Annotated in this window: 30 protein-coding genes; 15 read left to right on the forward strand and 15 right to left on the reverse strand. The window is 72.8% G+C overall.

Going from position 1 to position 25,671, the window contains the following annotated elements:
- Positions 1–65: 65 nt before the first annotated feature.
- The gene (locus VA596_RS30095; protein WP_323331551.1) at positions 66–437 is read left to right on the forward strand and encodes a hypothetical protein; all 372 of its coding nucleotides are present in this window, start codon (positions 66–68) and stop codon (positions 435–437) included.
- Here the strand turns inward: VA596_RS30095 and VA596_RS30100 are convergent.
- The gene (locus tag VA596_RS30100) at positions 397–1,050 is read right to left on the reverse strand and encodes a TetR/AcrR family transcriptional regulator (protein ID WP_323331552.1); all 654 of its coding nucleotides are present in this window, start codon (positions 1,048–1,050) and stop codon (positions 397–399) included. The genes VA596_RS30095 and VA596_RS30100 overlap by 41 nt on opposite strands.
- Before the next feature lie 61 nt (positions 1,051–1,111).
- On the opposite strand from VA596_RS30100, the gene VA596_RS30105 reads away from it, so the two are divergent.
- A complete protein-coding gene (locus VA596_RS30105) occupies positions 1,112–2,041 on the forward strand; it encodes an NADP-dependent oxidoreductase (protein WP_323331553.1) in 930 nt (309 codons plus the stop codon).
- 497 nt (positions 2,042–2,538) lie between these two features.
- Here the strand turns inward: VA596_RS30105 and VA596_RS30110 are convergent, their stop codons facing one another.
- Positions 2,539–3,651 carry a DNA alkylation repair protein gene (locus VA596_RS30110; protein ID WP_323331554.1) on the reverse strand — a complete coding sequence of 371 codons (1,113 nt, stop codon included), beginning with the start codon at positions 3,649–3,651 and terminating at the stop codon, positions 2,539–2,541.
- Between the two features lie 100 nt (positions 3,652–3,751).
- On the opposite strand from VA596_RS30110, the gene VA596_RS30115 reads away from it, so the two are divergent.
- Positions 3,752–4,516, forward strand: coding sequence for a DUF1206 domain-containing protein (locus VA596_RS30115; protein ID WP_323331555.1), 765 nt, complete (start codon positions 3,752–3,754; stop codon positions 4,514–4,516).
- Positions 4,517–4,519: 3 nt separating this feature from the next.
- On the opposite strand, the gene VA596_RS30120 is transcribed toward VA596_RS30115, so the two are convergent.
- A complete protein-coding gene (locus VA596_RS30120) occupies positions 4,520–4,972 on the reverse strand; it encodes a hypothetical protein (RefSeq protein ID WP_323331556.1) in 453 nt (150 codons plus the stop codon).
- Positions 4,973–5,134: 162 nt separating this feature from the next.
- Here VA596_RS30120 and VA596_RS30125 point away from each other — a divergent pair, with 162 nt between their 5' ends.
- Together VA596_RS30125 and VA596_RS30130 are read left to right on the forward strand one after the other, a co-directional pair.
- On the forward strand, positions 5,135–6,313 hold the full coding sequence (locus VA596_RS30125; RefSeq protein WP_323331557.1) for a sensor histidine kinase: 1,179 nt from the start codon (positions 5,135–5,137) through the stop codon (positions 6,311–6,313).
- 10 nt (positions 6,314–6,323) lie between these two features.
- Positions 6,324–6,974: a response regulator transcription factor gene (locus VA596_RS30130; protein ID WP_323331558.1), complete on the forward strand. Its 651-nt coding sequence runs from the start codon at positions 6,324–6,326 to the stop codon at positions 6,972–6,974.
- On the opposite strand, the gene VA596_RS30135 is transcribed toward VA596_RS30130, so the two are convergent.
- Entirely contained in the window at positions 6,855–7,445 is a 591-nt protein-coding gene (locus tag VA596_RS30135) for an RDD family protein (protein WP_323331559.1), read from the reverse strand. The two genes, VA596_RS30130 and VA596_RS30135, sit on opposite strands and share 120 nt — an antisense overlap.
- Positions 7,446–7,491: 46 nt before the next feature.
- Positions 7,492–8,382 (reverse strand): LysR family transcriptional regulator, encoded by an 891-nt coding sequence (locus tag VA596_RS30140; protein ID WP_323331560.1) that lies wholly within the window; start codon positions 8,380–8,382, stop codon positions 7,492–7,494.
- Positions 8,383–8,455: 73 nt separating this feature from the next.
- Here VA596_RS30140 and dapA point away from each other — a divergent pair, with 73 nt between their 5' ends.
- Positions 8,456–9,388 (forward strand): 4-hydroxy-tetrahydrodipicolinate synthase, encoded by a 933-nt coding sequence (dapA, locus tag VA596_RS30145; protein ID WP_323331561.1) that lies wholly within the window; start codon positions 8,456–8,458, stop codon positions 9,386–9,388.
- On the opposite strand, the gene VA596_RS30150 is transcribed toward dapA, so the two are convergent.
- The gene (locus VA596_RS30150) at positions 9,314–10,840 is read right to left on the reverse strand and encodes an FG-GAP-like repeat-containing protein (protein WP_323331562.1); all 1,527 of its coding nucleotides are present in this window, start codon (positions 10,838–10,840) and stop codon (positions 9,314–9,316) included. The two genes, dapA and VA596_RS30150, sit on opposite strands and share 75 nt — an antisense overlap.
- Positions 10,841–11,001: 161 nt before the next feature.
- On the opposite strand from VA596_RS30150, the gene VA596_RS30155 reads away from it, so the two are divergent.
- The 3 genes from VA596_RS30155 to VA596_RS30165 are packed head-to-tail and all read left to right on the forward strand — an operon-like array spanning position 11,002 to position 12,954.
- The gene (locus VA596_RS30155) at positions 11,002–11,397 is read left to right on the forward strand and encodes a cysteine/serine endopeptidase inhibitor (RefSeq protein WP_323331563.1); all 396 of its coding nucleotides are present in this window, start codon (positions 11,002–11,004) and stop codon (positions 11,395–11,397) included.
- 13 nt (positions 11,398–11,410) lie between these two features.
- Complete coding sequence (locus VA596_RS30160; RefSeq protein WP_323331564.1) at positions 11,411–12,214, forward strand: glycoside hydrolase family protein; 804 nt, start codon at positions 11,411–11,413, stop codon at positions 12,212–12,214.
- Between the two features lie 5 nt (positions 12,215–12,219).
- Positions 12,220–12,954, forward strand: coding sequence for a thaumatin family protein (locus VA596_RS30165; RefSeq protein ID WP_323331565.1), 735 nt, complete (start codon positions 12,220–12,222; stop codon positions 12,952–12,954).
- On the opposite strand, the gene VA596_RS30170 is transcribed toward VA596_RS30165, so the two are convergent.
- The 3 genes from VA596_RS30170 to VA596_RS30180 all read right to left on the reverse strand — a co-directional run bounded on the left by VA596_RS30170 (position 12,932) and on the right by VA596_RS30180 (position 17,017).
- The gene (locus VA596_RS30170) at positions 12,932–13,861 is read right to left on the reverse strand and encodes a helix-turn-helix transcriptional regulator (RefSeq protein ID WP_323331566.1); all 930 of its coding nucleotides are present in this window, start codon (positions 13,859–13,861) and stop codon (positions 12,932–12,934) included. The genes VA596_RS30165 and VA596_RS30170 overlap by 23 nt on opposite strands.
- A 660-nt stretch (positions 13,862–14,521) precedes the next feature.
- Positions 14,522–15,568, reverse strand: coding sequence for a LuxR C-terminal-related transcriptional regulator (locus VA596_RS30175; protein WP_323331567.1), 1,047 nt, complete (start codon positions 15,566–15,568; stop codon positions 14,522–14,524).
- Positions 15,569–17,017, reverse strand: coding sequence for a glycoside hydrolase family 76 protein (locus VA596_RS30180; RefSeq protein WP_323331568.1), 1,449 nt, complete (start codon positions 17,015–17,017; stop codon positions 15,569–15,571). It lies immediately after the preceding gene.
- A gap of 168 nt (positions 17,018–17,185) precedes the next feature.
- Between VA596_RS30180 and VA596_RS30185 the strand changes: the two genes are divergently transcribed.
- The gene (locus VA596_RS30185; RefSeq protein ID WP_323331569.1) at positions 17,186–17,584 is read left to right on the forward strand and encodes a hypothetical protein; all 399 of its coding nucleotides are present in this window, start codon (positions 17,186–17,188) and stop codon (positions 17,582–17,584) included.
- Positions 17,585–17,588: 4 nt separating this feature from the next.
- Here VA596_RS30185 and VA596_RS30190 read toward each other — a convergent pair whose 3' ends face one another.
- Complete coding sequence (locus tag VA596_RS30190) at positions 17,589–18,914, reverse strand: alginate lyase family protein (RefSeq protein WP_323331570.1); 1,326 nt, start codon at positions 18,912–18,914, stop codon at positions 17,589–17,591.
- A 133-nt stretch (positions 18,915–19,047) separates the two neighbouring features.
- On the opposite strand from VA596_RS30190, the gene VA596_RS30195 reads away from it, so the two are divergent.
- Positions 19,048–19,911 (forward strand): helix-turn-helix domain-containing protein, encoded by an 864-nt coding sequence (locus tag VA596_RS30195; RefSeq protein WP_323331571.1) that lies wholly within the window; start codon positions 19,048–19,050, stop codon positions 19,909–19,911.
- 29 nt (positions 19,912–19,940) lie between these two features.
- Entirely contained in the window at positions 19,941–20,855 is a 915-nt protein-coding gene (locus VA596_RS30200; protein WP_323331572.1) for a hypothetical protein, read from the forward strand.
- 145 nt (positions 20,856–21,000) lie between these two features.
- Here VA596_RS30200 and VA596_RS30205 read toward each other — a convergent pair whose 3' ends face one another.
- Positions 21,001–21,798, reverse strand: coding sequence for a LysR family transcriptional regulator (locus tag VA596_RS30205; RefSeq protein ID WP_323331573.1), 798 nt, complete (start codon positions 21,796–21,798; stop codon positions 21,001–21,003).
- Between the two features lie 96 nt (positions 21,799–21,894).
- Here VA596_RS30205 and VA596_RS30210 point away from each other — a divergent pair, with 96 nt between their 5' ends.
- Genes VA596_RS30210 through VA596_RS30220 form a run of 3 tightly spaced genes read left to right on the forward strand, consistent with a single transcriptional unit; the run spans position 21,895 to position 23,248 of the window.
- Positions 21,895–22,344, forward strand: a complete 450-nt coding sequence (locus VA596_RS30210) for a nuclear transport factor 2 family protein (RefSeq protein ID WP_323331574.1) — start codon at positions 21,895–21,897, stop codon at positions 22,342–22,344.
- Complete coding sequence (locus VA596_RS30215; RefSeq protein ID WP_323331575.1) at positions 22,341–23,075, forward strand: NADP-dependent oxidoreductase; 735 nt, start codon at positions 22,341–22,343, stop codon at positions 23,073–23,075. The genes VA596_RS30210 and VA596_RS30215 overlap by 4 nt, the downstream gene beginning before the upstream one ends.
- Positions 22,982–23,248: a zinc-binding dehydrogenase gene (locus VA596_RS30220; RefSeq protein WP_323331576.1), complete on the forward strand. Its 267-nt coding sequence runs from the start codon at positions 22,982–22,984 to the stop codon at positions 23,246–23,248. The genes VA596_RS30215 and VA596_RS30220 overlap by 94 nt, the downstream gene beginning before the upstream one ends.
- A 3-nt stretch (positions 23,249–23,251) precedes the next feature.
- Here the strand turns inward: VA596_RS30220 and VA596_RS30225 are convergent, their stop codons facing one another.
- From VA596_RS30225 to VA596_RS30240, 4 genes are all read right to left on the reverse strand, one after another.
- The gene (locus VA596_RS30225) at positions 23,252–23,698 is read right to left on the reverse strand and encodes a nitroreductase family deazaflavin-dependent oxidoreductase (protein WP_323331577.1); all 447 of its coding nucleotides are present in this window, start codon (positions 23,696–23,698) and stop codon (positions 23,252–23,254) included.
- 27 nt (positions 23,699–23,725) lie between these two features.
- Positions 23,726–24,163: a VOC family protein gene (locus VA596_RS30230; protein ID WP_323331578.1), complete on the reverse strand. Its 438-nt coding sequence runs from the start codon at positions 24,161–24,163 to the stop codon at positions 23,726–23,728.
- Positions 24,164–24,270: 107 nt separating this feature from the next.
- A complete protein-coding gene (locus tag VA596_RS30235; RefSeq protein ID WP_323331579.1) occupies positions 24,271–24,948 on the reverse strand; it encodes a hypothetical protein in 678 nt (225 codons plus the stop codon).
- Positions 24,949–25,055: 107 nt separating this feature from the next.
- Positions 25,056–25,661, reverse strand: a complete 606-nt coding sequence (locus tag VA596_RS30240) for an SDR family NAD(P)-dependent oxidoreductase (protein ID WP_323331580.1) — start codon at positions 25,659–25,661, stop codon at positions 25,056–25,058.
- Positions 25,662–25,671: the final 10 nt, after the last annotated feature.

A 25,671-nucleotide genomic window follows, 5' to 3' on the forward strand; every position in this document is an offset into this window, starting at 1 on the left:
GATCGTGGCGAGCGGCCTCCCGAGACACTGGAGGCTCCTCGCCACCTTCGAAAGGGATCGCCTTGATGGCCCAGACCGCGTCCGGCCGGCAGCGCGTGCACGAGATCCTCACCGGGCGCGGCTGGCGCCTCGACGCGGCCGACCTCGACGCCGGCTGGGAGTACCCCGGCAGCTTCGGCGGCCAGCGGTGCAACCCCGTCGCCGACGCGACCCCAGTCCCGTTGCAGGCCTACTTCAGCTACGGCGACGACGGCGCGGAGGTGTTCTGCGTCGTCCCGGCGGGCAACCTCCACGGCAGCGGCTGCGCCGAGCACGACACGGCCGAGCAGGTCGTCGCCGTTGACGGCGTCGCAGCCCTGCTCGACGACCTGGAGTCGCGCGCCGCGACGCACGACCTCAGGGCGCTGATCGAGTGCCGGTACTTCGGGCCCTGCTGAGCTCGACCCGGGACAGCGGCAGCCGGACGGCGGGCGGCAGCGGCGCGCGGACCGGCTCCGCCCGGAACGACTGGATCATCAGGGCGGCGAACCGGCGTGACGCCGCCACGCGCAGCTCGGGCGAGTCGGCGCGGATGCCTTCGTTCGCCATCAGCGCCAGGCTGATGTCCTCGAGCACGAAGTCGTCGCGTAGTTTCCCGGCGTCTTTGGCTCGCCGCACCAGCTTGAGCAGTAGCCGCAGGGTGCGATCGCGGTCGACGGCGAAGTCTTCGATGCCGGGCAGCCGCGAGGTGAACGCGCGGGCGAAACCGCGGTCGAGCGCGTGCACCTCCATGAGCCGCTCGATCACCAGGCAGAACCCGCGCCACGGGTCGTCGGCCGCGAGGCCCGCTTCGACGACCGCCCGGCACGAGGCCAGCTGCTCGGCGAAGGCCTCGGCGAGCAGGGCTTCCTTCGTCCGGAAGTGCCGGTAGACGGTCGCGACGCCGACCTCGGCGCGTCGCGCGATCTCGCGGATCGGCACGTCGAGGCCCTCGGCGGCGAAGGCCGCGCGGGCGACCGCGAGGATGCGCCCGCGGTTGTCGCGGGCGTCGGAGCGCAGGGGCGCTCTCACTTGAGCCGTCACCCCTCTCACTTTAGCCAACCGGACGGGGTGCTCCGTTACGTTCGCCCGTATGAGAGCAGTCCAGTTTTCCTCGTACGGCCCGCCGAGCGTGGTGGAGGTCGCCGACGTGCCTCCGCCGCACGCCGGTCCGGGCGAGATCCGGGTCGCCGTAAGGACTTCCGGGATCTCGCCCGGCGAGATCCGCCTCCGTTCGGGTGCGCTGCGGGACGCCGTGCCGGTGGAGTTCCCGTTCCGCACCGGGTTCGACGCGGCCGGGGTGGTCGACGAGATCGGCCCCGGCGTCACGGCCGTGGCCCTCGGCGATGCGGTGTTCGGCATGGCCCCGGCGAAGGTGCGTGGCGCCAACGCGGATTTCGCGGTCTTGGCGGCGTGGGCCCCGAAGCCCGCGGCGTGGAGCTGGGCGGAGGCGGGCGGCGCGGCGGGCGCGGCCGAGACGGCCACCCGCGTCCTCGACCGGCTGGCGGTCGGCGCCGGCCAGACGGTCCTGGTCCAGGGTGCGGCGGGCGGAACGGGCACGGCCGTCGTCCAGTTCGCGGCAGCCCGAGGTGCGCGGGTGGTCGGCACGGCCAGCCCGGGTAACCACGAATTCCTGCGTGCGCTGGGCGCGGAGCCGACCACGTACGGACCCGGGCTGGTGGACCGGGTGCGTGCGCTGGCACCGTCCGGAGTGGACGCGGTGGTCGACTGCGCGGGCGGCGCATTGCCGGACCTCGTTGCGGTGGCTGGTGATCCGTCGCGGGTGGTGACGCTGGCGGACTTCACGGCGGCGGCCCACGGAGTGCACTTCTCCCACGGCGCCCCGGCCACGCCCGGCGCGGATCCCCTTGCCGTGCACGGCCTTGCGGCCGCGGTCACCCTGGCCGACGAGGGCCGGCTGTGGATCCCGGTGGCGGCGACGTTCCCGCTGTCTGAGGTCGTGGCCGCCCACGAACTCGCGGAGACCCGGCATGCCCGGGGGAAGATCGTGCTGCTGCACTAGCGGCTCGGATCCGCCTGCCGTGCACAGACTTCCGGCCCCAGTCACCCTGACCGATTGCGGATCCGGATGGCCGAGGTCGCAGCCGCCCACGAACTCGCGGGAGCCCGGCACGCCGGGGGAAACGCGCTGCTGCGCCAGCACCACCGGCGACTCGGATCCGCCTGCCGTGCAAGGACTTCGGCCGCGGTCACCCTGGCCGGTTGCGGATCCCGATCGCGGCGGCATTCCCGCTGGCCGAGGTCGCAGCCGCGCACGAACTCGCGGAAACCGGCACGCCCGAGGAAGATCGGGCAGCAGCACCAGCGGATCGGAACCGCCCGCCGTGCACAGACCTTCGACCGCGGCCGCCCTCACCGACGAAGGCCGGCTGGGGACTCCGATGGCCGAGGCCGCAGCCGCGCACGAACTCGCGAAACCGGCACGCCGGGGGAACCGCGCTGCTGCCCCAGAAGCCGGATTCGCGGTGGACCGGCCAGGGTTGGCCCGCGGTTTCCGGGCTAGCCGGTTACCAGGTCGAAGTCTGCTCGACCCGTGCGGACTCCGTTGATCTGCAGCTCCACCGCGTGCGGGCCCGGGTGGTAGCGGCGGGTCGTGATCAGGCGGAACGAGTGCTCTCGGGACAGCTCGTACGTCTCCCCCGGTGGGACCAGCTGGGTGGTCAGCTTGAACGTCTTGGTCGTCGACGTGCCGTTGGCCTTGCGGTGGTGGACCACGTAGTCGATCGCCAGGCGGGCCGGTTCCGGTTCGAGGTTGCGGACCGACGCCGTGAACGCCAGGGATTCGCCGATCACCACCGTGTCCGACACCAGGAGCGGGCCGGTCACGTCGACGCGGGCCGGGGCGAAGCCCAGCAGGCCCAGGGCGCCTGGGTGGCCTTGTTTCACCAGGGTGCGCAGGGCGTGGCGGACCAGGCGGGTCGTGGCGGCCGGGTCGTCGCCGGGGTCGGCCAGCCACGCCGTCGCCGTCTCGACGACCAGGTCCGGCTCGCGGCGGCTCACGTCGTTCAGGTGGTTGGCGACCGAGCGGCGGACGTACTCGCTCTCGTCGCGGTACAGCGCGTCGAGGATCGGCAGGGTCGCTTTCGGCGACGCGAGGACGCCCGGCACGCGCACGGCCCACGGCAGCATCGGGCGGGTGCCTTCGGACGCGAGGCGGCGCACGTCGGGGCTGTCCGATGCCGTCCAGCCCTGGATCACGTCCAAGGCGCGGTCCAGGTCGTGGTTCAGCAGGACGCGCAGGGCGAACTCGGCCGTGAGCCGGGGTGTCAGCTCCGCCAGCAGCGCGAGGGCGTCGTCGAAGGCTTCCACACCGCCGTCCGAGACGGCCTTGACCGCGATCGCGCTGGTGACCGGCCAGATCAGCCAGCCGGTGAACGACGGCGACTCGGCGGCCGCGGTCCGCACCACCGCCGCCAGTGACGCGTAGTCGCCCGGCAGGTCCGCGAGCAGCGCGTCACGCAGGAGGTCGCTGCGCTCGCGCAGGGACAGCGGGCCGAGCGCGCCCTCGGCCGCGCGCAACCCGGTCAGCCGCGCCTTCGGGGCGGCGACGCGCAGGCCCGCGACCAGGGCGCGGGCCGCGGGGGTGCCGATCAGTTCGTCGGCGAAGGGCATGGGGTCCTCCGGTCTGGATGTTCGGTCGGCTCGACCGTACGCACCACCACCGACAAAAACCGTGCTGGTCATTCCGGCCCCGGTGGACGAGTATCAGCGGATGCCCGATTTCAAGGGGTTCGCCCTGATCGCCCGAGTCGGGCTGGCCTGTTACGCCGTGGTGCACCTCGTCGTGGCCTGGCTGGCCGCCCAGGTCGCCTTGGGCGACAACGAAAAGGCCGACAAGGCCGGTGCCCTCCAGCTCGTCGCCGAAGGCGGTGGCGTCTGGCTGTTGTGGCTGGTCACGGCCGGCACCGGCGTGCTCGCGATCTGGCAGCTGACCGAGGCCGTCGCCGGCCACCGGCACGTCCAGGGCCGCCGGCGGGTGCTGCGGCGGGTGACCAGCGGGATCGAGGTCGCGCTGTACGCCCTGGTCGCCTACAGCGCGGGCAAGACCGCCGTCGGCGCCCCGGCCAAGAGCAAGTCCCTGGTCGCCGGGCTGCTCGCCCAGCCGTGGGGCGCGGTCGTCGTGGTCGCCGCCGGGATCGGCGTGCTCGGCGTCGCGGCTTTCCTCATCCACCGCGGCCTGCGCAAGACGTTCCTGCACGACCTCGAGTTCGGCGGCGCCACCCGGACCGTCCGGCGGTCGGCCGAGCGCCTCGGCCAGGTGGGCTGGTGCGCCGTCGCGGTGGCCTACGCCGTCGTGGGTGTGATGTTCGTGCTGGCCGCCGTGAACTACGACCCGGCCAAGGCCGCCGGCCTCGATCCCGCGTTGAAGACGCTCGCCGTCCAGCCGTACGGGCAGCCGCTGCTGCTCACCCTCGCCGCGGGCATCGCCGTCTTCGGCGTGTTCGCGCTCTTCGACGCCCGGTTCCGCAAGATCTGAGCGTCAGAACCCGGGGTGCTGTTGCTTGTTGACCACCCGCAGCACCAGCCACTGGTCGAACCAGGCCCCGGCCGTGGTCACCACCAGCATGACGAGCCCGATGATCAGGTGCGTGTAGCTGTGCAGCGGCGCGACGCTGTCGGTCAGCGCGGCCAGGCCGAACTGCAGTCCCAGCCGCACCGCGAACAACACGGCGACCAGGCCGAGGGCCTGCTTGCTGCGCCACACGGCCCGCAGGTACTGGCGGCGCTGGGAAAGCAGCGTGAACCACAGCACGAGGTGCACCGCGACCAGCGCCAGCGGCAGGTACGCCACCCAGGAATAGCGGTCCGCGAACTGCGTGCTCAGGTCGTTGCTGGCCACGAGCAGGCCGACCAGCACGAAGTACCAGCCCGGCAGGCCGGTGATCTTCCCGTTCACCGGCTTCGGGCCGGGCACGAAAGCGGTCTCCTGCATCGGAATCCCTCCGTCTCGTTTCGTCTTCCGTCCCGAGTCTGGCCAGCCGCGGCGCGGAAGCGATCAACCGGCGGTACGAAATCAGGGGCGCCGTCTCGTACCCAGGGATGAGATGCCCCCGGCGACGCAGCGAGACGCCGTCGGGTGCGGCACGATCGGGCCATGACCTCCGCGCGACCGGTGCTCGTCCTGCCGGGCCGCCGCGGCCCGCTCGTGGCCGAGGCGGTCGTCCTCGGCGCGCTGGTGCTGCTCGACATGACCCTCGCCATCCGGTCCGGACCGGCCCAGGGCAACCTCGCCACCCTCACCCTCGAGTTCGCCCCCGGGCTCGGCCCGGTCGTCGCGCTGCTGGCCGTGCTGCGCCGCCGGTTCCCCGACCACACCGCGGCGCTCGCGGCCGCCGTGTCCGGGCTTTCCCTGCTGGGCACGGCGATCACGGCGGTGATCGGGGCGGCGGGCCAGCGCCTGCCGCCGTTGCCCAGCGGGGCCGAAGCGCTCGCCATCGCGCTGCTGGTCGGCGCCTGCTGCCACCGGCTCGCCCCGCGGGCGGCAGTGACCTTGGCGATCCTCGGCGGCGCCGCCACCACGCTCGCCCCGATCCTGCGCTACGGCGCGGACACCCCGGCCGCGCTCTTCTCCGCCGTGGCCGCGCTGATGTGGGGCGGCGCGCTCGCCGTCGGGCTGATCCTGCGCGACGCCGAGGCCCGCAACCGCGCCGACGTCCTCGAAATCCGCACCACGGAACGGCTTCGGCTGGCCCGGGAGCTGCACGACCTCGTCGCGCACCAGATCACCGGGATCGTCGTGCGGGTCCAGGCCGCGCACCGCGTCGCCGAACGCAGCGACGGCGACACCGCGACGTTCGCCGAGCTCGAAACCGCGGGCGCGGCCGCGCTTTCCGCGATGCGCCGGCTCGTCGGTGCATTGCGGACGGACGGCGAGGACCTCTTCGTCCCGCCCGCCGACCTGGCCACCGCCGTCGACCGCGCGGTGCCCGAGGACACCCGCATCCACCTCGACGTCAGCGACGACCTCGCCGTCCTGGCGGTGACGCCCGAGGTCGTGACGACCACGCACCGGCTGCTCACCGAATCGCTCACCAACGTCCGGCGGCACGCGCCCGACGCCGCCGAGGTCCGGGTGCTCGTGCGCCACGAACCCCGCGGCGAGCTGCGCGTCGAGGTGGTCAACGACGGTGCCGCCCGGCCCGCCCGCCGCGGCGGCTACGGCCTGCTCGGGATGGCCGAGCGGGTCGCGGCGGTGGGCGGTACGGTGCACGCGGGACCGGAGGAGGGGCAGCGCTGGCGGGTGGCCGCGCGGCTGCCGCTGGGGCCCGGCTGAGGAGGAACGGGTGCCCACGCGAGTGTTGATCGCCGACGACCAGGCGATGGTCCGCGCGGGGTTCCGGCTGATCCTCGAAGGCGAACCGGACATCGAGGTCGTCGGCGAAGCGGCCGACGGCGAGCAGGCCGTGCGCGCGGCCCGGGAGCTGCGCCCGGACGTGACGCTCATGGACATCCGGATGCCGGGCGTGGACGGGCTGCGGGCCACCGAGCTGCTGGCCGGCCCGGACGTGCCGGACCCGCTGCACGTCGTGATGGTCACGACGTTCGGCCTCGACGAGAACGTCCACGCGGCCCTGCGCGCCGGTGCCTGCGGTTTCCTGCTCAAGGACGCCGGGCCGAGCCTGCTCATCGAGGCGGTGCACGCGGCCGCCCACGGCGAGGCGCTCGTTTCGCCGGCGATCACGACGCGGCTGCTCGCGCACTACGCGCACCGCGATCCCCGGCGTGCCACCGCGCCGGAAAGCCCGCTGACCCCGCGCGAGCTGGACGTCGTCCGCGCGATCGCCCGCGGCGCGACGAACGACGAGATCTGCCGCTCACTCGTGGTGTCGCTGCCCACCGTCAAGACGCACATCGGCGCGGCCAAGCGCAAGCTCGGGGCCCGCAACCGCACCGAAATAGCCATCTGGGCCTGGGAAAGCGGCCTCGTCCACTGACTTCGCCCGCTTGGGCACCCGGACGACGACCGTGCGCGCCACGACGTCCCCGAACCGCTGGCGGCGGCGCGTGCACAGCATCACGACGATCCCGGCGAGCCCCCACGCGAAGCCGTCGACGAGCACCAGCAGCTGGCGCACCACGAACAGCCGCAACGGCGGGTGCGAGCCGTCGAGCATGACGACGCGCAGCCGCAGCCACCGCATCGCCGGCGTCTGGCCGCCGTGGCGGTAGGGCCACCACGTCATGACGAACCACAGGCCCAGGAAGTCCAGCACCATCATGGTGATGAAGACGACCTTGAGGAACGTCACCAGCGCCACCAGCCCGCTCGGGCGGAACAGCACCACAGCCAGCACGGCGAGCAGCAGCATCGGCACGAAGACGAGCATCTCGTCCAGGAAGAACTGCACGAGCCTGCGCCCGACGACGCCGGGCCCGATGCGGCCCTCGGGCGGGGAACCGGTCATGGCCCTATGATCTCCGCCCCGCGGTCCGGGCGCGCGTTGAGCCGGTTCAACCGTCCCTTGTGGACAGTGCAGCGAGCAGCGCCCGGATCGCCGGGCTGGCGTCCGCGCTGCGCCGCCACACGGCGTGGACCTCGCGTTTCGGTGGCCTGCGCAGGGTTCGCGCGACGAGCCCGTCGCCCAGCGGCGGGCGGGCCAGCCGGGGGATCAGCGCGAGGACGTCCCCCGAGGCGACCAGCGCCAGCTGCGTGGCGAAATCGTCGACGAGGTGCCGCACGTCGGGTTCGCCGGGCACGAGCCGCCGGAACCACTGGTGGCACACCGTGCCGGGCGGGCTGGTCACCCACGCGTGCCCGCTGAGATCCCCCTCGCCCAGCGGGGCGTCGCCCGCGGCGAGCGGGTGCGCCCGGCTCAGCACGACGTCGCCGACGTCGGTGTGCACGTGCCGCCGGGTCAGGGACGGGCGCAGCGGGACGGGCAGGCCGTCGGCGTCGTGGACGAGCGCGACGTCGGCGGTGCCGGCGTCGACGCTGTGCAGGGCCTCGTCGGGATCCTGCTCGGTGATCCGGACGCCCAGGTCGGGGCAGTGTGCCGCGAGCCCCGCCAGGGTGGGCGCGAGCAGCCCGCGGATGCCGGTCGAGAAGGCCACCACGCGCAGCGTGCCGCGCGGCGCGCCCGCGGAGACCGACTGGGCGGCTTCGGCGCAGCGCTCCAGGGCCTGGAACACCTCGGGCGCCGCGTCGACGAGGGCCCGCCCGGCCGGGGTGAGCACGACCCCACGCCCGGACGGCGCGAGCACGGCCACCCCGAGCTGCCGTTCCAGCCGCTTGAGCTGCTGAGACACCGCCGAGGCCGTGAACCCGAGCTCGTCGGCCGCCCGCACCAGCGTCCCGAGCGCCGCCACGGACCGCAGGGCGCGCAGGGCGTCGACGTCGATCATGAAGCCAGGCTACGCAATATTGGCGAAAAAGCATCGCTGGACCTGTGCAGTCGACCGCGGCAGGGTCTGAGCCATGACGCCCTTCGGCACCAACCTCGTCGCCATGGTCACCCCGATGCGGCCCGGCGGCGCGCTCGACGAACCCGCCCTCGCGAGCCTGGTCGACCACCTGCTGGCCACCGGCGGCGACGGCCTGGTCGTCGGCGGGACCACCGGCGAATCCCCCACGCTGACCGGCGCCGAGTCGGCCGGGCTCGTCCGCGCCGTGGCCACGCGGGCGGCGGGCCGGGCGCGGGTGATCGCCGGGATCGGCACGTACGACACGGCCACGAGCATCCGCCGCGCCCGCGAGGCCGAGGCCGAGGGAGCCGACGCGCTGCTGCTCGTGTGCCCGTACTACTCGCGCCCCACGCAGGCCGGGATCGTGGCCCACTGCACCGCCGTCGCCGACGCGACTCCGCTGCCCGTGATGCTCTACGACGTTCCCGCGCGCACCGGCGTGGCCTTCGAGGTGCCGACCCTGCTGGAGCTGGCCGGTCACCCCCGCATCCAGGCGGTCAAGGACGCCAAGGGCGACCTGTTCGAGGCGATGACGGTGCTGGCCCGAACGTCTTTGGCCTATTACTGCGGCATCGACGAGCTGAACCTGCCGTACCTGGCGTCCGGCGCGACGGGTGTGGTCAGCGTGGTGGGCAACGTCTTCGCCGACCGCAACGCGGCCCTGATCCACGCGGTCCGCGACGGTGACCTGGGCGCGGCGAGGGCGATCCAGGCGGCGCTGCTTCCGGTGGCGGAGGCGATCATGCGGACGTCCCAGGGCGCGATCATGGCCAAGGCGGCGCTGGCGGAGCGGGGAATCATCCCCCACGCGACGGTGCGGCTGCCGCTGCTGGAGTCCCCACAGGCTCATCTGGAACGGCTGCGGGAGGTCTTAGCCGACGGGGACGCCGGCGGCCACCTTGCCGAGGTCGGCCCAGCCGCCGTGGCCATCGCCGCCCTGCCATGAGTAGACCGTTTCCGCGTTTGTCGACGGGTCGGTCAGCGTGTAGTCGGCGGTGCCGCCGCCGGTGAAGTCGGCGAACGCTACGCGGTCGGCCGCCGTCGTCAGGCCGGTCGCGACCTGGCCGTACTGCCACCAGCCACCACGGCCGTCACCGCCGCGGTTCAGGTACAGGGTGACCGCGCCGGAATCGGCGATCGCCGCGTAGTCGGCCGCGCCGTCGCCGTCGAAGTCCGCGAACCGGACGCGTGTCTGATCCGTCGTCGTGCCGGTGGCGACTTGGCCCAGGTTCAGCCATCCGCCACGGCCGTCGCCCCCGCGGTTCAGGTACACCGACACCGCACCGCTGCTCGCGATCGTGACGTAGTCCGTGCGCCCGTCGCCGTCGAAATCCGCGAACCGGACGCGCGACGGGTCCGTGGTCGTGCCGGTCGCCACCTGGCCGAGGTTCTGCCAACCGCCGCGGCCGTCACCACCCCGGTTCAGGTACGCCGATACGGCACCACTGCTCGCGATCGTCAGGTAGTCCGCGCGGCCGTCGCCGTCGAAATCCGCGAGCCGCGCCCGTGCCGGATCGGTGGTCGTGCCGCTCGCCACCTGGCCGAGCCCCGACCAGCCGCCACGGCCGTCACCGCCGCGGTTCAGGTACGCCGACACCGCGCCGGTGCTCGCGACCGTCAGGTAGTCCGCCCGTCCGTCACCGTCGAAGTCCGCCCAGCGCACCTTGCCCGAACCGGCTTCCGACCCTGCGCCGAGCGGCGGGTGCGTCGCGATCCAGCCGTCGGTGTAGGCCTGGTCGAGCGGGCCGTACAGCGCTTGGGCCATCCGCTGGTACCCGGCGTCGTTCGGGTGCAGGCCGTCGGCCATCTCGGCGGACGTCAACGCCGGTGGGTCGACGTAGCGGAACCGGTGTCCCGCCTGCTGTTCACTCGCCTGCATGGCCTTCACCTGGCTGTTGAACGACGCGGTCGCGCTCTCCAGCCCCGGCGTCGTCGGGATGAGCCCGAGGAACAGCAGCGCGACCCCGGGCCGGTCCGCGAAAACCCGGTCCACGAGCGTCCGCAACCGTTGCGGCGCATGGGCGACGTCGATGCCGCGGTTGAGGTCGTTGATCCCGACGTGCAGCAGCACCACGTCGGGGCGGGCGAACGCGGCCCAGCCGTCGATCCCGGCGGTGAGCTGGTCGATCGTGTACCCGCTGTGGCCCTCGTTGGCGGGCCCCGGCAGGCTTCCCGACGCCTGCGACCCGACGAACCGCGCCGAATAGCGCGACTGCGCGTCCAGTATCCGGGACAGCGGCGCACGGTACGACGACGTCGTGGCGCTGCCGACGCCCCAGGTGATCGAGTCGCCGAGCGGCATGATCCGGACGGCGGGCCCGAGCGCCGCGGCGGACGCCGACGGCACCACGACGACGCTGAGCGCGAGCAGGGTGGCGACGACGAAAAGGCGGCGCATCAAGGGAACCTCCGGAAGCCGGTTCCGTTCAGCGTGAACAGGTCACGGAGACGGTGTCAACCGCCACGGCGATTCCTGTCCGGACAAAGGTTTGCGGGCCGGCCACAGTGCTCGCGCCCGGAAACCCTGGGACGATCCGGGCACGCGGGAAGGGAGCCGGAATGCGGAAGACCTGGGTGCTGGCCGCCACACTCGTCCTGACACCGGTCGGCACCGCCTGGGCCGACATCCCTTACGGGCAGCCGATCACCGGCTCCGCCACCTACTACACCGACGCGGGCTACGGCGCCTGCGGCACGCAGATCGACGCCTCGACGCAGCTGCTCGCCGCCGCGCCGGCTTCGTACTGGACGACGGCGAACCCGAACAACGACCCGCTGTGCCAGGGGGTGTCGGTCCAGGTGTCCTACCAAGGCCGGAGCGTCACGGTGCCGGTCGTCGACAAGTGCCCGACCTGCGACAGCACGCACATCGACCTCAGCGCCCCGGCGTTCGCCCAGCTGGCCGACACCGGCCTCGGAAACATCCCGGTGACCTGGTCGTTCGTACGCTCCTGACCCGGAGGACCCCGTGAAGCTCAGGAAGATCCTCGCCACCGCGGCCGTCGTCGTCGCCGCGCTCGGCGGCCTGTCCGCACCCGCGGTCGCCGCCAGCGCCAAGAAAGGCGTCAGCGCCGCCGCGTTCTCGGGCGTGACGACGGCACTGAGCGACGTCGGCGCCCGGTGGTTCTACACCTGGGCTTCGGACACGCGGGGCGTCACGGCGCCGTCCGGCACGGAGTTCGTCCCGATGATCTGGGGCAGCGGCTCGGTGACCGCGGCCGAGCTGGCGAAGGCCAAGGCGTCCGGCACGACGCTGCTCGCGTTCAACGAGCCGGACCTGGCCGGGCAGGCGAACATGTCCGTCGACACCGCGCTGAACCTGTGGCCCCAGCTGCAGAACACCGGGATGCGGCTGAGTGCCCCGGCGGTGGCCTACGGCGGCGACACCCCGGGCGGCTGGCTCGACCGGTTCATGAGCGGCGCGGCGGCGCGCGGCTACCGCGTCGACTTCATCCCGCTGCACTGGTACGGCGGCGACTTCTCGACGGCCGCGGCCGGGCAGCTGCAGTCGTACGTCCAGGCGGTCTACAACCGTTACCACCGCCCGATCTGGGTAACCGAGTACGCCCTCATCGACTTCTCCGGGTCGACACCGCGGTACCCGTCCTCCGCCCAGCAGGCCGACTTCGTCACCCGGTCGACGTCGATGCTCAACGGCCTGTCGTTCGTCGAGCGCTACGCCTGGTTCTCGCTGTCGACGTCGACCACCCAGACCGGGCTGTACACGGGAACCACGCCGAACGCGAGCGGCGTCGCGTACCGGGCAGCGTGATTTCCGTGGCGTTCAAACGTCTTCTCCTGGTCGCCGTGGCCCTCGTGTCGTCGCTGAGCGCCGGCACCGCGGCCACCGACCACACCGTGACCTTCGTCAACCGGTCCGGGCAGACGCTGTGGGTGGGCAGCACCGTGAACGCCGACGGGTCCGTGAACTTCACCGGCCTGCCGGTGCTGGCGAACGGGCAGTCGGCGACGGTGACGGTCCCGGAGTCGGCCGAGCCGGGCCACTGGCGCGGGAAGTTCTTCGGCCGCCAGGGGTGCACCGGCACCTCCGGACGGGACTTCCACTGCCTGGTCGGCGACTGCGGGGTCTTCGCCGACCACTGCGCGACCGGCGAACAACCGGCGAGCCTGGCCGAGTTCAACTTCGACAGCGGCGACAGTCTCGCGCCGTGGTACGACGTCAGCTACGTCAACTCCTTCTCCCTGCCGGTGACCATCGAGCCGGTCGGCGCGACCGTGCCCCCGGGCTCGGCGTCCTGCGGGTCGGCCGGCTGCCCGGACGACGTCCTGCCGTTCTGCCCCGCCGAGTACGTCCGGCGCGGGCCGGACGGTGCGCCGGTCAACTGCGTCAACCCGAACCGCGACGCTCCGACGAACTACAGCGACACGGTCAAGGCCCACTGCCCGAAGGCCTACGCCTGGTCCAAACAGGACACCGAGCCCGGGAACCAGACGATGTACCAGTGCGGCTCCTGCCGAGGCTTCACCGTCACCTTCCACGGCGGCTCGTGATCAGGCCCTCCCCCAGGACGCCGGCGAGTTCTTCGCGACCGGCGACGCCGAGCTTGGCGTACACGCGCGTCAGGTCGTATTCGACGGTGCGCACGCCCAGGAACAGTCTCGCGGCGATTTCCTTGGTGCTGCAGCCCGCGTAGGCCAGGTGCGCGACCTGCGACTCACGGCCGGTCAACGCCGCCTCGCCGGGGCACCGGAGACGCCGCAGCACCGCCTCGAGCCGCCGGGCGCGGGCTTCGTCGCCGAGGCCCCGGACCAGGACGACGGCCGTTTCCAGCTGGCGCCGAGCTTTCCCGGCCGCACCCTGTCCTATGTGGAGCATGCCGAGCCGGGACCGCGCCTCCGCCAGCTCGGCCGGCGCCTCCAGCACCTCGACGGCACCGGTCAGCACCTCGACGTCACCACCCACGACCCCCGAGACCAGCATCGCGCGCCCCACGGCCCGGGGTGCGCCCCATTTGACCGCCGCCGCGTGCGACGCACGGGCCAGGCTCTCGGCAGTCTCGACCCGGCCGCCGGCGTGCGCGGCCAGTGCCGCCCGGCCCTGCCAGAAGTGGAGAGCCGGGTTCACCAGCCCCCGCCGCGCCAGTTCCCTTCCACACGTGAGAAACGCTCGTTCCGCCGCAGCGAAGTCGCCCTCGGCCATGGCCAGGGCGCCCTCCGCGTCCCAGCAGAGAGGTCCGTCACCGTTGAGCAGCCGCGCTTCCTCGGCGGCGCGGTCGAGGGCCCCGGCATCGAGCAGCACGCGGACGCCGATCGCCAGCCCGGCCGGCCGGCAGCCGGGATCGGCCAGCACCGAGCGGGTCAGCGCCCAGGCCCGCTCGAGCCGGCCGCCGAGCCAGGAACTGTAGGCCCGCAGCACCCGCAGCCGCGGGTCGGCCGTGTCGGCGGCGAAGTAGGTCATGGCGGGTTCTCCGGCGTGCACGAGAGCCGCGGAGGCCTTCAGGACGCATCCTGCACCGCATTTTCTTGAGGACAGGGAGGTTTCCGCTTCTTGTACGGAAAGGGCCCAGTTGGTTCCCGCGCTGACCCGGGCGAAGGCTCGGTCCGCGGCGCACCCGGTCACCGCGGTGCTCCCGGCAGAGCCACGGTCCGCGGCGCCACCAACTCCGGCGCCGAAAACGCCCAACCCACTTCCGCCCCGACACCGGCGAACGCCTGGTCCGCAGCACACCCGGTCACCACGGGAACCCCGGCAACACCACGATCCGCAACGCCACCACCTTGCACCGAAACCGCCCGACACGAACGAACACCCGACCCGCGGCGCATCCGGTCACTACAGGAACCCGGCAACACCACGGTCCGCATGGCCGCCGCCTTCGGCGCCGAAAACGCCAAACCCGCTCCCGCTGCGACCCGGGCGAACGCTCGGTCCGCCGCACGCCGAGACCTCGGCAAGACCGCCGCTTCCCGCACCAAAAGCACCCGACCCGCGCCCGCCTCGACACGCACGAATACCCGCCCCGCGGCGCACCGGCTCACCGCGCGAATCCCGGCAGAGCCACGGTCCGCAGCGCGACCGCCTCCCGCAGCGAAAGGGCCGAGTCCGCAGCACACCGGGTCATCGCGGAAACCCTGGCAAAGCAACCAGTTCATGCCGTCCGCCGACACCCAGCTTGCGATACACGCTCGTCAGGTGGAACTCCACCGTTCGCAGCGTCACCGCTTCTCGCTGTGCGATCCGGCGGTTGGTCCAGCCCGCCCGGGCCAGGCCGGCGATCTTCCGTTCCCGCTGGGTCAACGCACAAAGCCGCCCGGAAGCGGCGGACGCCTCGGCCGCCATCAAGAAGTAACCCGCCTCCCGAGCCGACCGGCCGACGTCCGACAGCAGCGCCCGCGCGGCGGCTCGATCGCCGGACTCGTCCAGAGCCAGGGCCAGGTCGTACCGGCAGCGCAACCGGTCACCATGGCGCAGCAGGGCCTCGGCGGTGCGCAGCAGGGCGGGGTCCCGGCCGGATGTCGTCGCGACCGCGTGCGTCGCGATGCCCAGCGCCCGGGCGCTTCCCCAGCGCCGGGCCGCGGCGAAGTCCTGGGCCGCCAGTGCGGCGCCGACCTCTGCGCGCCCCAGCACGGACTCGCAGACGGCCTGCCTCGACCGCCACGGGATCACCGCGGGGTTGGCCACCCCGAGCGCCGTGAGCAGGCGGCCGCACTCGCGGAAGTCGTTGCGTGCCAGCACGAACCGTCCGGCGGCGAAGTGCAGATCGCCTCGGGCCGCCAGGAGTTCCGGGGCGTCCGGGACGTCGGCCAGCGCGCCGCCGAAGCCGTGGTCCAGCAGCAGCGTGCGGGCGTCCTCGAGGTCGGCGAGGTCGGTCATCGCCGCCACGAGCCACGCCACGGCGAGACCCCGCAGCCGCGGGTCGCGCACCTCGCGCAGCAGCGCCGCCGCCTCCGCCGGCGCGCCCGTCAGCCAGGCCAGCCGCGCTCGGAGCACCGTAACCGCACGGTCCGGCACCCGCGCGCATTCCGCCGTCGCGCGGCCGATTTCGCCCGCGTACATCAGCGCCAGGACCGCGTACCAGCCACCTTCGCTCGACGCCAGCCGGATCGCCTCGGCGCGCGCCACCCCGTCGTTCACCAGCTTGGCGAGCCGGTGGGTGTCCCCCATTCAGGACGCCGCGTTGACCATGTCGAGCGCGCTCTGCTGCCGGGCCGCGTCGATCTTGTCGAGCGGGCCGGACCAGCGCAGGCCGTACTGGTCGAGCGGGTTGCGGTCCGCCGAGTACGCCCGGTCAGCCTGGCGGCGCAGGTACGTCGTGTACGGGTGATCGCCCAGCGCCGCGTTGAGCGCGGCCAGGCCGCGGACGTCGGCGCCCTTGAACGACGGCCCGTCGCCGCCGCAGTCCCCGCCCTCGCACGGGTCGCGCAGGATGCCGTCGGCGGTGTTGAGCGACGACGAGTTGACGTTGGCGTCACCCAGCCGGCGGGCCGTGGTCAGCAGCCCGGCGTCGCCGGTCGCCCGGTTCAGCTCGGTCAGCGCGTTGATCAGCACACCCTGGTTGTACGACCAGACCGTGCTGCCGTTGTTGCGGCACGTGCCCAGGTCGACGCCGTCGTTGACCAGGGACGAGCCGTTCACCATGCCGGTGCCCTGGAACCAGCTCCAGCCGCTCTTCGCCCGGTTCAGGTAGACGCTGTCACCGCCGATCCGGTTGTGCAGCGCCGCGCTGAGCTGGATGTAGAGGGAGTTGGCGATCGCGTTCTTGTACGTCCGCGCGGTGCTCCACCAGACCCCGCCGCCGCACGTGCCGTCCCAGTAGGAAGCCATGTGGTCGGCGTCGGCGCGGGCGGTGTTCAGGTAGCGGCTGTCGCCGGTGACGTCGTAGGCCAGCACCCAGGCGAGGCCCCACCAGCCGGTGTCGTCGATGTAGTCGTTGCGGAACTGCCCGAGCGCGCCGTTGATGTTCTTGTCGTACGTGCGCGCGATCGCGTAGCGGTAGCTCGGCATGCCGGTGACCTGGACGTTGCGGATCACCGCGGTGAGCGCGTTCGCCGAGTTCCACCAGCCGGTGGTGTCGAACAACCCGGTCGAGTTGTTGTAGAACATCATCTGCGCGGTGGCCGCGGCCGTCCGCCGCTCCCCGGCGTTCCAGGTCGTGCGGGCCCACGTCGTGCAGGCGATGTCCGCCCGGTCCACGGCCTTCCCGCACGCCCGCAGCGCGCCGACACCGGTGTTGTTCCAGTCGTCCACGTTGTACATCAGGGTGCGCCAGCCGCGGTTGTTCGCGGGGATGGCGGTGGCGCCGAGCCTGCTACCCGAGGCCCACGACCGGCCGCCGTCGAAGGAGCGGTCGAGCCACACCTCGTCACCCGGGCTGCCGTTGCCGATCGTCGCCCAGCCCATCGCGTCGCTGTCGTCGAAGTGCAGCGCGATCGTCCGCGAGAACAGCGTCGAGGACACGGGAGCGCGGTCGCCGGGCGAGTTCGCCGGATCGGCGGCGTCGCAGTACTTGTTGCAGATGGTGGCGAGCTCCGAGGCCGGGGCGGCCGGGGTCGCGGTCGCCGGGGCCACGAGGGCCGCGGCGGTGAGCACGGCGGAAAACCAGGTACCGGGCATGACGAACTCCTCGCTGAACACGGGATCCGCGTGAAGATCACTGGGAGCAGGGAGAACCCGCCCGGGCCCGGCGGTGAACCGGTTTCAGGTTGAGCCCCGAACCGGTCGGCTGTCAACAGATTGTCCGGTTTTTGGTCCAGACAAATTGCGTCCCGGTTATCCTGGGGCATGACCAGGTTCGGCATCGACGCCCTGACCGCCCTGCGCCTGGCCGAGGGCCAGGTGGCGGTGGCGCCCGAGCACCGGCTCGTCGCCCCGAACGTGCTGCGGTCGCACGCGATGGCCCACCTCTACGCGAGCGTCCGGCGCGGCGAGCGGACGGAAAAGGACGGCCTCGCCCTGCTGGAGCGCCTGGCGGGCCTGAAGATCCGCCTGCTCGGCGACCGGGTGTCACGCTCCACGGCGTGGAAGATCGCCGCGCGGCTGGACTGGCCGGACGTCGGGATGGCCGAGTACCTGGCCGTCGCCCAGCTGCAGGCCGACCGGTTCGTCACCCTCGACCCCGCGCTCGCCGCGGTGGCGGACGAGTTCGTCCCCACCGCGGCGATCACGGAGCTGCTTTCCTGAGTGCTCAGCCGGTCGTCGAGATGTCGTCGAGCTGCTCGGCCGCCGGCCGGACCGGGTAGAGGTCGCCGCCCGGCGGCGCCGGGACCTTCGGGAGCGCCGCGCGGGCCTGCCGGTCACCGGCGTCCGCGGCGGCGTGCACGCTGTCCAGCGCCGCGTACTGGGTGAAGTTCAGGTCCGGGTAGTGCCACTGCGCCGCGCCGCCGGTGGCCGCCGGGAGCAGGAAGTCGACGGCCTTGAAGATGCTGCCGCCCTGCGGGTTCCGGTAGCCCCACAGGTCGACGCCGGCGTGGCGGCCGATCTGCGCGAGCCGGGTCAGCGCGACCAGGTTGAACGTCGAGTAGTGGAACGTGCGGGTGCGCGCCACCTCTTCCGGCTGGCTGCCGTCGGCGGCGATCTGGTGGTCGATCCGGCCGGCCTTGGCCTTCTCGAGGATGTCCTTGGTGACGGCGTCCTGCCCGGTGTAGAGCGCGATCCCGGCGGTCAGCATGTCCATGAACGTGCCGTGGTTGTTCTGGGCCGCGGCCTCGTCCTTGCCGTACTGGCTGGTCCGCAGCCAGGTCAGGAACTCGCCCGACCAGCCCTTGAACGCGCCTTCGTCGGCCTTCGACCAGCCCGGCGCGCCGGTGCTCAGGATCGCGGCGGCGTCGAGCACCTGGGTGAAGGTGTAGGAGAACTCGATGATGCCGATCCCGCGCCCGTCGTTCTTGCACGGGATGCCCTGCGCGAAGTTCAGGTTCGGGTTCATCTTCGTCGCGGCGTCGAGGAACCAGGTGCGAAGGTCGAGCGCCGCGCGCCGCGCGTAGTCCGCCTTGCCGGTGTAGTACCAGGCGAGCGAGAGCTGGTAGATCGAGCTGAACGCCTTGAGCCGCTCGGCCTTGTCGGACACGGCGGTGGTCTCGGGGTTGAGGACGCCGTCGCGCTGGACGTACGGGCAGCCGAGCGGGTTCGCCGCGGTCTTCGGCTGGCTGGGCCACCAGTACGGCGCGAGGCTCAGGTAGTCGTGCTTGTCTCCGCTGGGCGGCACCCGCTCCTTGTCGGCGACGGTCCACGGGCCGGCCTTGACGGCGACGTCGGCCTGCTTGACCAGGTTCCCGAGCGACGTCTTGACCGTCCGGTCCCCGACGAGCAGCGCGAGCTTGTTCAGCAGCAGGCGGTTCCCGTCGAGCACGACGGTCTTCGGCGGGCAGAGCCGTTCGATCCCGGGTAGCGAGCACACCCCGGCGCTGTCCGTGGCCGGCGCCGCGGACGCGACCCCGGACAGCGGCAGGGTGAGGGTCGCCGTCACCAAGGTCAGGGCACCGAGACGGCGGAAGGTTCTGAGTGGCGACACTGCTACTCCGTTCATGTACATGAACACGTTACATACATGTGACGCTTGATTGGATACCTGAACGGCGCCGGTTCCACAAGGGTCCCCGTGCCAGGGTGTGGCTGGGGACGTCCGGCGCGCCGAGACTGGAGCCATGGACGGACGACGGCAGCTCGGTGAGTTCCTGCGGACCCGGCGCTCGCAGGTGAGCCCCGAGGCCGCCGGGCTCACCCCGCACGGGGACCGGCGGCGGGTGCCGGGCCTGCGCCGCGAGGAGCTCGCGCAGCTGGCGGGCGTCAGCGCCTCGTACTACGCGCGGCTGGAACAGGGTTACTCGCTCAACGCGTCGGCCGAGGTGCTCGACGCGCTCGCCGGGGCGCTCGGGCTGGACGACGACGAACGCCGTCACCTGCACAACCTGGCCGCCCCTCGCCGCGGGCCCGGACGCCGCCGGCCGGCGCCCGAGCGGGTGTCGCCCGCGACGCGGCAGCTGGTGGCCGCGCTCGGGGACGTGCCGGTGGTCGTGCTCGGCCGGCGCGGCGACGTCCTCGCCTGGAACCGCACGGGCCACGCGCTGCACGCCGGGCACCTCGCCTTCGGCTCGCCGGAGGACAAAGCCGCCCGCCCCAACATGACGCGGCTGGTGTTCACCGACGCGCACACCCGCGAGCTGTACCCGGGCTGGGCGGCGAAGGCCCGGGACGTCGTCGGCAACCTGCGCCTGACGGCCGGGCAGCACCCCGACGACCCGCTGCTGGCGTCGCTGATCGGCGAACTCTCCATGAAGAGCCCGGAGTTCGCCGCGCTGTGGTCGGACCACCGCGTCCGCGGCTGCGACGTCGGGGTCCACGAAATGCACCATCCGGTCGTCGGGGCCATGACGGTGACCCAGCAGACGCTGCACACCGAGCCGGGACAGAAGGTCGTGGTCGCGACGGCGGAGCCGGATTCGGCGTCCGCGCACGCGTTGCTGCTACTCGCCCGGGACCTCACGGCCGACGTACCCGTCCGGCACTGAATTTCCGTTCACCACAAAACGAAGGAACCATGAAGAAAACCCTCTTGACCCTCACCGTTCTGGCGACCGTTTTTGCCGCCACTCCGGCTTCCGCCGCGTCGCGCGACGTCGTGCACTTCGACCTGGCCGCCGGGCAGCAGCCGGAGAACGTCGCCCTGGAACCCGACGGTTCCGCCGACGTCACCTTCGCCGGCGCGCGCCAGGTGGCCCGCGTGGACCGCGCGGGCCGGACGCGGATCCTGGCGACGCTGCCCGCACCTGGTGGCGGCGGGGCTCCGGCACTGGGGTTCCCGTTGACGACCGGCATCGTCCGGACGTCCGACGGCAGCCTGTACGTCCTGTACGCGACCGGCACCGACGACCTGACCGGCCTGTGGCGGCTGCGGCCGGGCGGCACACCGCAGCGCATCGCGGCCTTACCCGGCAACGGGTTGCCCAACGGCCTGGCGTTCGACGGCCGCCGCTTCTACGTCACCGATTCGGTGCTCGGTACCGTGTGGACGGTTCCGTTCCTTGGTGGGACGGCGAAATCCTGGTCGACCGCGGCGGAACTGGCCCCGGCCGGTTTCCTCGGCGCGAACGGCGCCAAGCTCCACGACGGCGCGCTCTGGGTGACCAACCTCGACCGCGGCACGGTGCTCCGCATCCCGATCCTGCCGGACGGCCGGGCGGGCACCCCGCGGGTCAAGGCCACCGACGTCCCGGGCATCGACGACTTCACGTTCACCGGCCGCGGCGACGAGATCCTCGCCGCGCTCGACAGCCCGAACAAGGTCGTCCGGATCGGCGCGGACGGAGTGGCGTCGACGGTGCTGGACGCCACGGACGGCCTGCAGAACCCGACGTCGATCGCGGTGCGGGGCAAGGAAGTCTACGTGTTCAGCGCGGCCTACCTCACGCAGACCGACCCGAACCTGCTGCGGACGACGCTAGCCCGCTGCTGAGTTGCGGTGGCGTTCCCGGCCGTCGAAGCACGTCCCGACGGCCGGGAACTGTTGCGCAACAAGGAGAACACCTCATCTTCCGGAGCGACACCGCGCCGCCGCGGGTGACGACGCATTCGTCTTCCGCGCATGGACTCTGCCGTGGCTAGGCAGTCGCCGCCATGGCGAGCCTTCGGGCCGCGAGGTCCTTTGCTGTGCGCTCGAACGTCTTCACCTCGGCGGTCGGGGTTCCGGCCAGGCGGGCGAGCACCACCCGCGTCGGCGGGCAGTCCGCCACCGGGACGCCCACCACGGTGTCGCCCGCCCGGCTCACCGCGCCGTGGCCCACCACCGCCAGCAGCTCGCCGACCGCGACGCGGTCCACGATCTCGTCCAGGGGCAGCTGCGGGCACTCCGGGCGGAACGCGTCCTCGCGGCGGAGGTCGGCGATCGAGACCGTGGTGCGGCCGGCGAGCGGGTGCGACACCGGGACCAGGGCCACCGGCAGCTCTTCGGCGACGTCCGTCGTCACGAAGCCGGCGAGGTCGTTGCTCGCGCAGAGCAGGGCGACGTCGGCGGCGCCGCCGCGGACCGCGCCGACCTGGTCGGTGGTGAACAGCAGCTCCACCGGGTGCGCGTCGACCAGCTCGGCCAGCACACCGGCGGCCGTGCCCGAGCGCACCGCGACCGTCAGCCGCGAGGACCGTCCCACCCGCCGGGCCGCCCGGTCGACCGCCGCCAGCGCCGACCGGCTGTCCGCGAGGAAGACACGGCCGGCGTCGGTGAGCGACACGCGGCGGCTCGTCCGGTCGAACAGCCGCACGTCCAGCCGTCGTTCCAGCCGCGCGATCGCCCGCGACAGCGGCGGGGCCGCGATCCCGAGCCGCTCGGCCGCGCGCCCGAAGTGCAGCTCCTCGGCGACGGCCACGAAGTAGGCCAGCTCGCGCGTCTCCAGTCGATCCATACCGCCAGGGTAATGATCGGCGGCCGGAACGGCATCGTTCCGGCGGTCGTCGCGCGGTTGGCTGGGGGAACAGCCCCACCCACGAAAGGTCACCCCATGTCCGACGAACGCGCGGTCCAGGAAGTCCTGGCCCGCTACGTCCGCGCCACCGACCGGCGGGACGGCGCCGCCCAGGGCGCGCTGTTCACCGACGACGCCGAGGTCCGGATCTTCGAGAAGGCCGGGCCCGACCGGTACGAGCCGGTCGGCGAGCCGCTGGTCGGCGGCGCCGGCGTCCGCTACGCCGTCGAGAACTTCATGGCGCCGCACCCCGAAGGCGGGTCGAGCCACCACGTCACCGCCGACCACCTGATCACCGTCGACGGCGACACCGCCCACCTCAACGCCCAGTTCGTCGTCTTCGAGGTCCGGACCACGCCCGAACGCTCGATCCAGGCCGTCGAGTCCGGGTACTACGACACCGAGCTGCGTCGGCTCGACGGCGAGTGGAAGATCGTCCGGCACCACGCGCTGGGCGACCTGCCGATGCGGGTGACGCAGCCGTGAAAGCCGTTGTCTACCACCGGTTCGGCGGCCCCGAGGTGCTGGCGGTCGCCGACCTGCCCGAGCCCAAGGTGAACCTCGACGGCGTGCTCGTGCGGGTGCGCGCCGCCGCGCTCAACCCGGCCGACCTCGGCGTGCAGTCGGGGGCGCTGGCCGGGATGCTCGAGTCCTACTTCCCCGTCGTGCCCGGCTGGGACGTCGCCGGGGTCGTCGAACGCGCCGGGCCCGCGGCACCCGAGTTCGCCCCCGGCGACGAGGTGATCGGCTACGTCCGCGGCGAGGTCGCACACCGCAACGGCGCCTACGCCGAGCTGGTCGCCGCCGACGTCCGAACCCTGGTTCCCAAGCCCCGCGCCCTTCCCTGGGCCGAGGCCGCGGGACTGCCGCTCGCCGGGCTGACCGCACTGCAGGCCATCAACGCCCTCATGCCGAAACCCGGTGAGACACTGCTGGTGCACGCCGCCGCGGGAGGGGTCGGCTCGCTCGCCGCGCAGCTCGCCCTCGGCCGCGGGGCCCGGGTGCTCGGCACGGCGTCCGAGGCGACCACGCCTACCTGCGTTCCCTCGGCGTGGAGCCGGTCCGCTACGGCGAGGGTCTCGCGGGCCGCGTCCGCGCACTCGCCCCGGACGGCGTCGACGCCGTGCTGGACACCGCCGGCCGCGGCACCCTGGCGGCGACGCCGGACCTCGGCACCCGGGTCGCGTCGGTCGCGGAGTTCGACGTCCCCGGCGTGACGCCGGTGTTCGCCCGGCTCGTCCCCGGCGACCTGCGCACGGTCGCCGAGCTGGCGGAAGCGGGCATGCTCAAGGTGCGGGTCGCACGGACGTTCCCGCTCGAGCAAGCCGCGGAAGCCCAGCGCGCGCTGGCGGACGGGCACGCACCCGGCCGGATCGTCCTGCTCCCCTGACGCTCAGTCCTGCGGAGTCAGCACGACGACCGGGATCACGCGGTCGGTCTTCCGCGCGTATTCGTCGTACAGCGGGAAGATCTCCACCATCCGCGGCCAGAGGGTCTCGCGCTCGGCCGGGGACGCGACCCGGGCGCGGGCGGTGAACCGGCGGGGACCGACCTGGACCCCGGCACTCGGGTCCGCCCGGAGGTTCGCGAGCCAGTCCGGGTCCTCGTCGGCGCCGGCCTTGGAGGCGACGACGACGAACTCGTCCCCCGAGGTGCCGTAGATCAGGCAGGTGCGGCGCGGCTCGCCGGTCCGGCGGCCGGTGGTGGCGAGGATGAGAGTGAAGACGCCGTTCGACTCGTGCCCCTCGGTACCGCCGGAGGCCAGGTAGGTGCGGGTCTGCTCGGCGACCCAGTCCCAGGTCGAGTCGCTGGCGCGGTCGAGGTCATCGGCGACGGCCATGGCGGCGGTCCTTTCCGTGGGAGTCGTTCAGGAGAGTTCTTCGACCAGGCCGACGATGACGCCCTCGGGGCCGCGGACGTAGGCGTACCGGCAGTAGTCCTCGTACCGTGCCACCTCGCCGACCAGCTCGGCGCCGTGGGGGCGCAGCCGGGCCAGGACGTCGTCGAGGGCGTCGACGACGAACGTGATACGCGGGATGCCCGGCACGTTCACCGGCGCCCTCGGCGCGGCCACGGTGGTCACGGGCGACTGGAACGCCGACAGCTCCACGCGCCCGTGGCCGTCCGGCGTCCGCAGGAAGGCGATGTCCGACTTGACGCCGTCCAGCCCGATCAGCCGGTCCGCCCAGTCCCCCTCGACCGTGGTCTCGCCCTCCAGCTCCAGGCCCAGTTCGACGAAGAACGCGATGGCGGCCGGCAGGTCCCCGACCACGAAGCCGGTGTGGTCCATGCGGCGGATCGTCATGACTGCTCCTGTCGTCGCGCGGCCCACCCGCTGTGGCCGCTCATGCTCCTGGGACGGAGCCGGCGCCCCGTTCTCGACACCCTCGGCAGTGACGGCCGTCACATGACTCAGGACGAGAGGGTGTCGATCAGCCGGTTGTACCGGAGCCGCAGCGCGCGTTCGACCGCGGCGAGGACCCCGGCGGCGACCATGGCGGCCTTCGCCCACCCAGGCAGGTGGATCGGCGAGGTGAACGTGCCGACGTACCCGGCGACGACGGGGACCCGGGTGAGGGCCTCCGCGCCGTGGAGCAGGCTGACGGCGAGCGCGGCCAGCAGGACGACGAGGGACACCGCGCCGACGACGGCGCTGGTCCGGGGAAACCGCTCCCCGAACCGCGCCCGCAGCCCCTCCTGCGAACGCGGGTGCGGACGCAGGGTGCGCTCGCTCCCGTCGTCGGCGGTGAACCGCATCCGCTTCAGGCCGAACGCGCTGGTGGCGACCTCGACGACCCCGCCGGGCACCGGGAACACCGCCGGGAGGTTCGACCGGTGGATCTGGACACCGTCCCGGTAGAGCGCGGCGGGGCTCTTCCCGGCGGCCTTTTCGTGCTGACTCCGGCTTTTCGCCTCGGCGAGGTGCCGGACGTCGACCGCGTACACGTGGCTGTCTCCCGCATCACCGGTGAGATCGAGGAAGAACAGCGAACGGGAGAAGAGCTGCCAGGGACGGTATTCCGGAAGGGCGCTCCCGTCCCCGTGCCGGACCCTGGCGAGCCGCAGGCGCCGCCCGAGCTCCTTGACCATGTTCGTGCCTCCCTGTCGTGACTGGACCCCTCCCTCGATCTCAGCCGCCCGGGTACGCGGCGAACAGTGGCACCACGTCACGACCCCGCCATGACATTCCTGCGACGTCAGTGCACCAGGGCCGCCTCCCAGCCACCGTCGACGCTCAGCAGCTGCCCGGTGACGAAGGAGCTGGCCGGGCTCGCGAAGAACAGCACCGCCTGGGCGACGTCCTCCGGCTCGCCGAGGCGGGACAGGGCGTACTGCGCCGTGAGGATCCGGTTGAGGTCCGGATCGGTGAAGGCCGCGGCGGACATGTCGGTGCGCGTCACCGCGGGAGACACCGCGTTGACCCGGACCCCTCTCGGCCCCCACTGACCCCGCCGACCGGCACGGCACGCCGACGCGATTCGGCCCGCCGAAGCTCGCTGAGGCGCCGCGCCATCTCCGGGATCCGGCACCACCGGACCGACCGACCTCGCGCCGGTGCGGTTCAGCTCACCTGCGCCCACGAAAGCGCCGCACCACACTGGAATCCGGCACCACGCGGCCGGTTCGTGCTCACCGACCTCGTGTCGGTGCTGTCCAGCCCGCCGGAGCCCACCAAGGCGCCGCGCAACCTCCAGAATCCGGCACCACAGGGTCGGTTCATGCGCACCGACCTGGCGCCGCCGCAATTCAGCTCGCCCAAGCGCCAGACCACGTCCGCGATCCGGCACCACCAGGCCGGCCATCGCGCGAAGC

This window comes from Amycolatopsis heterodermiae, from assembly GCF_034929455.1.
GTDB classification, from domain to species: domain Bacteria; phylum Actinomycetota; class Actinomycetes; order Mycobacteriales; family Pseudonocardiaceae; genus Amycolatopsis; species Amycolatopsis heterodermiae.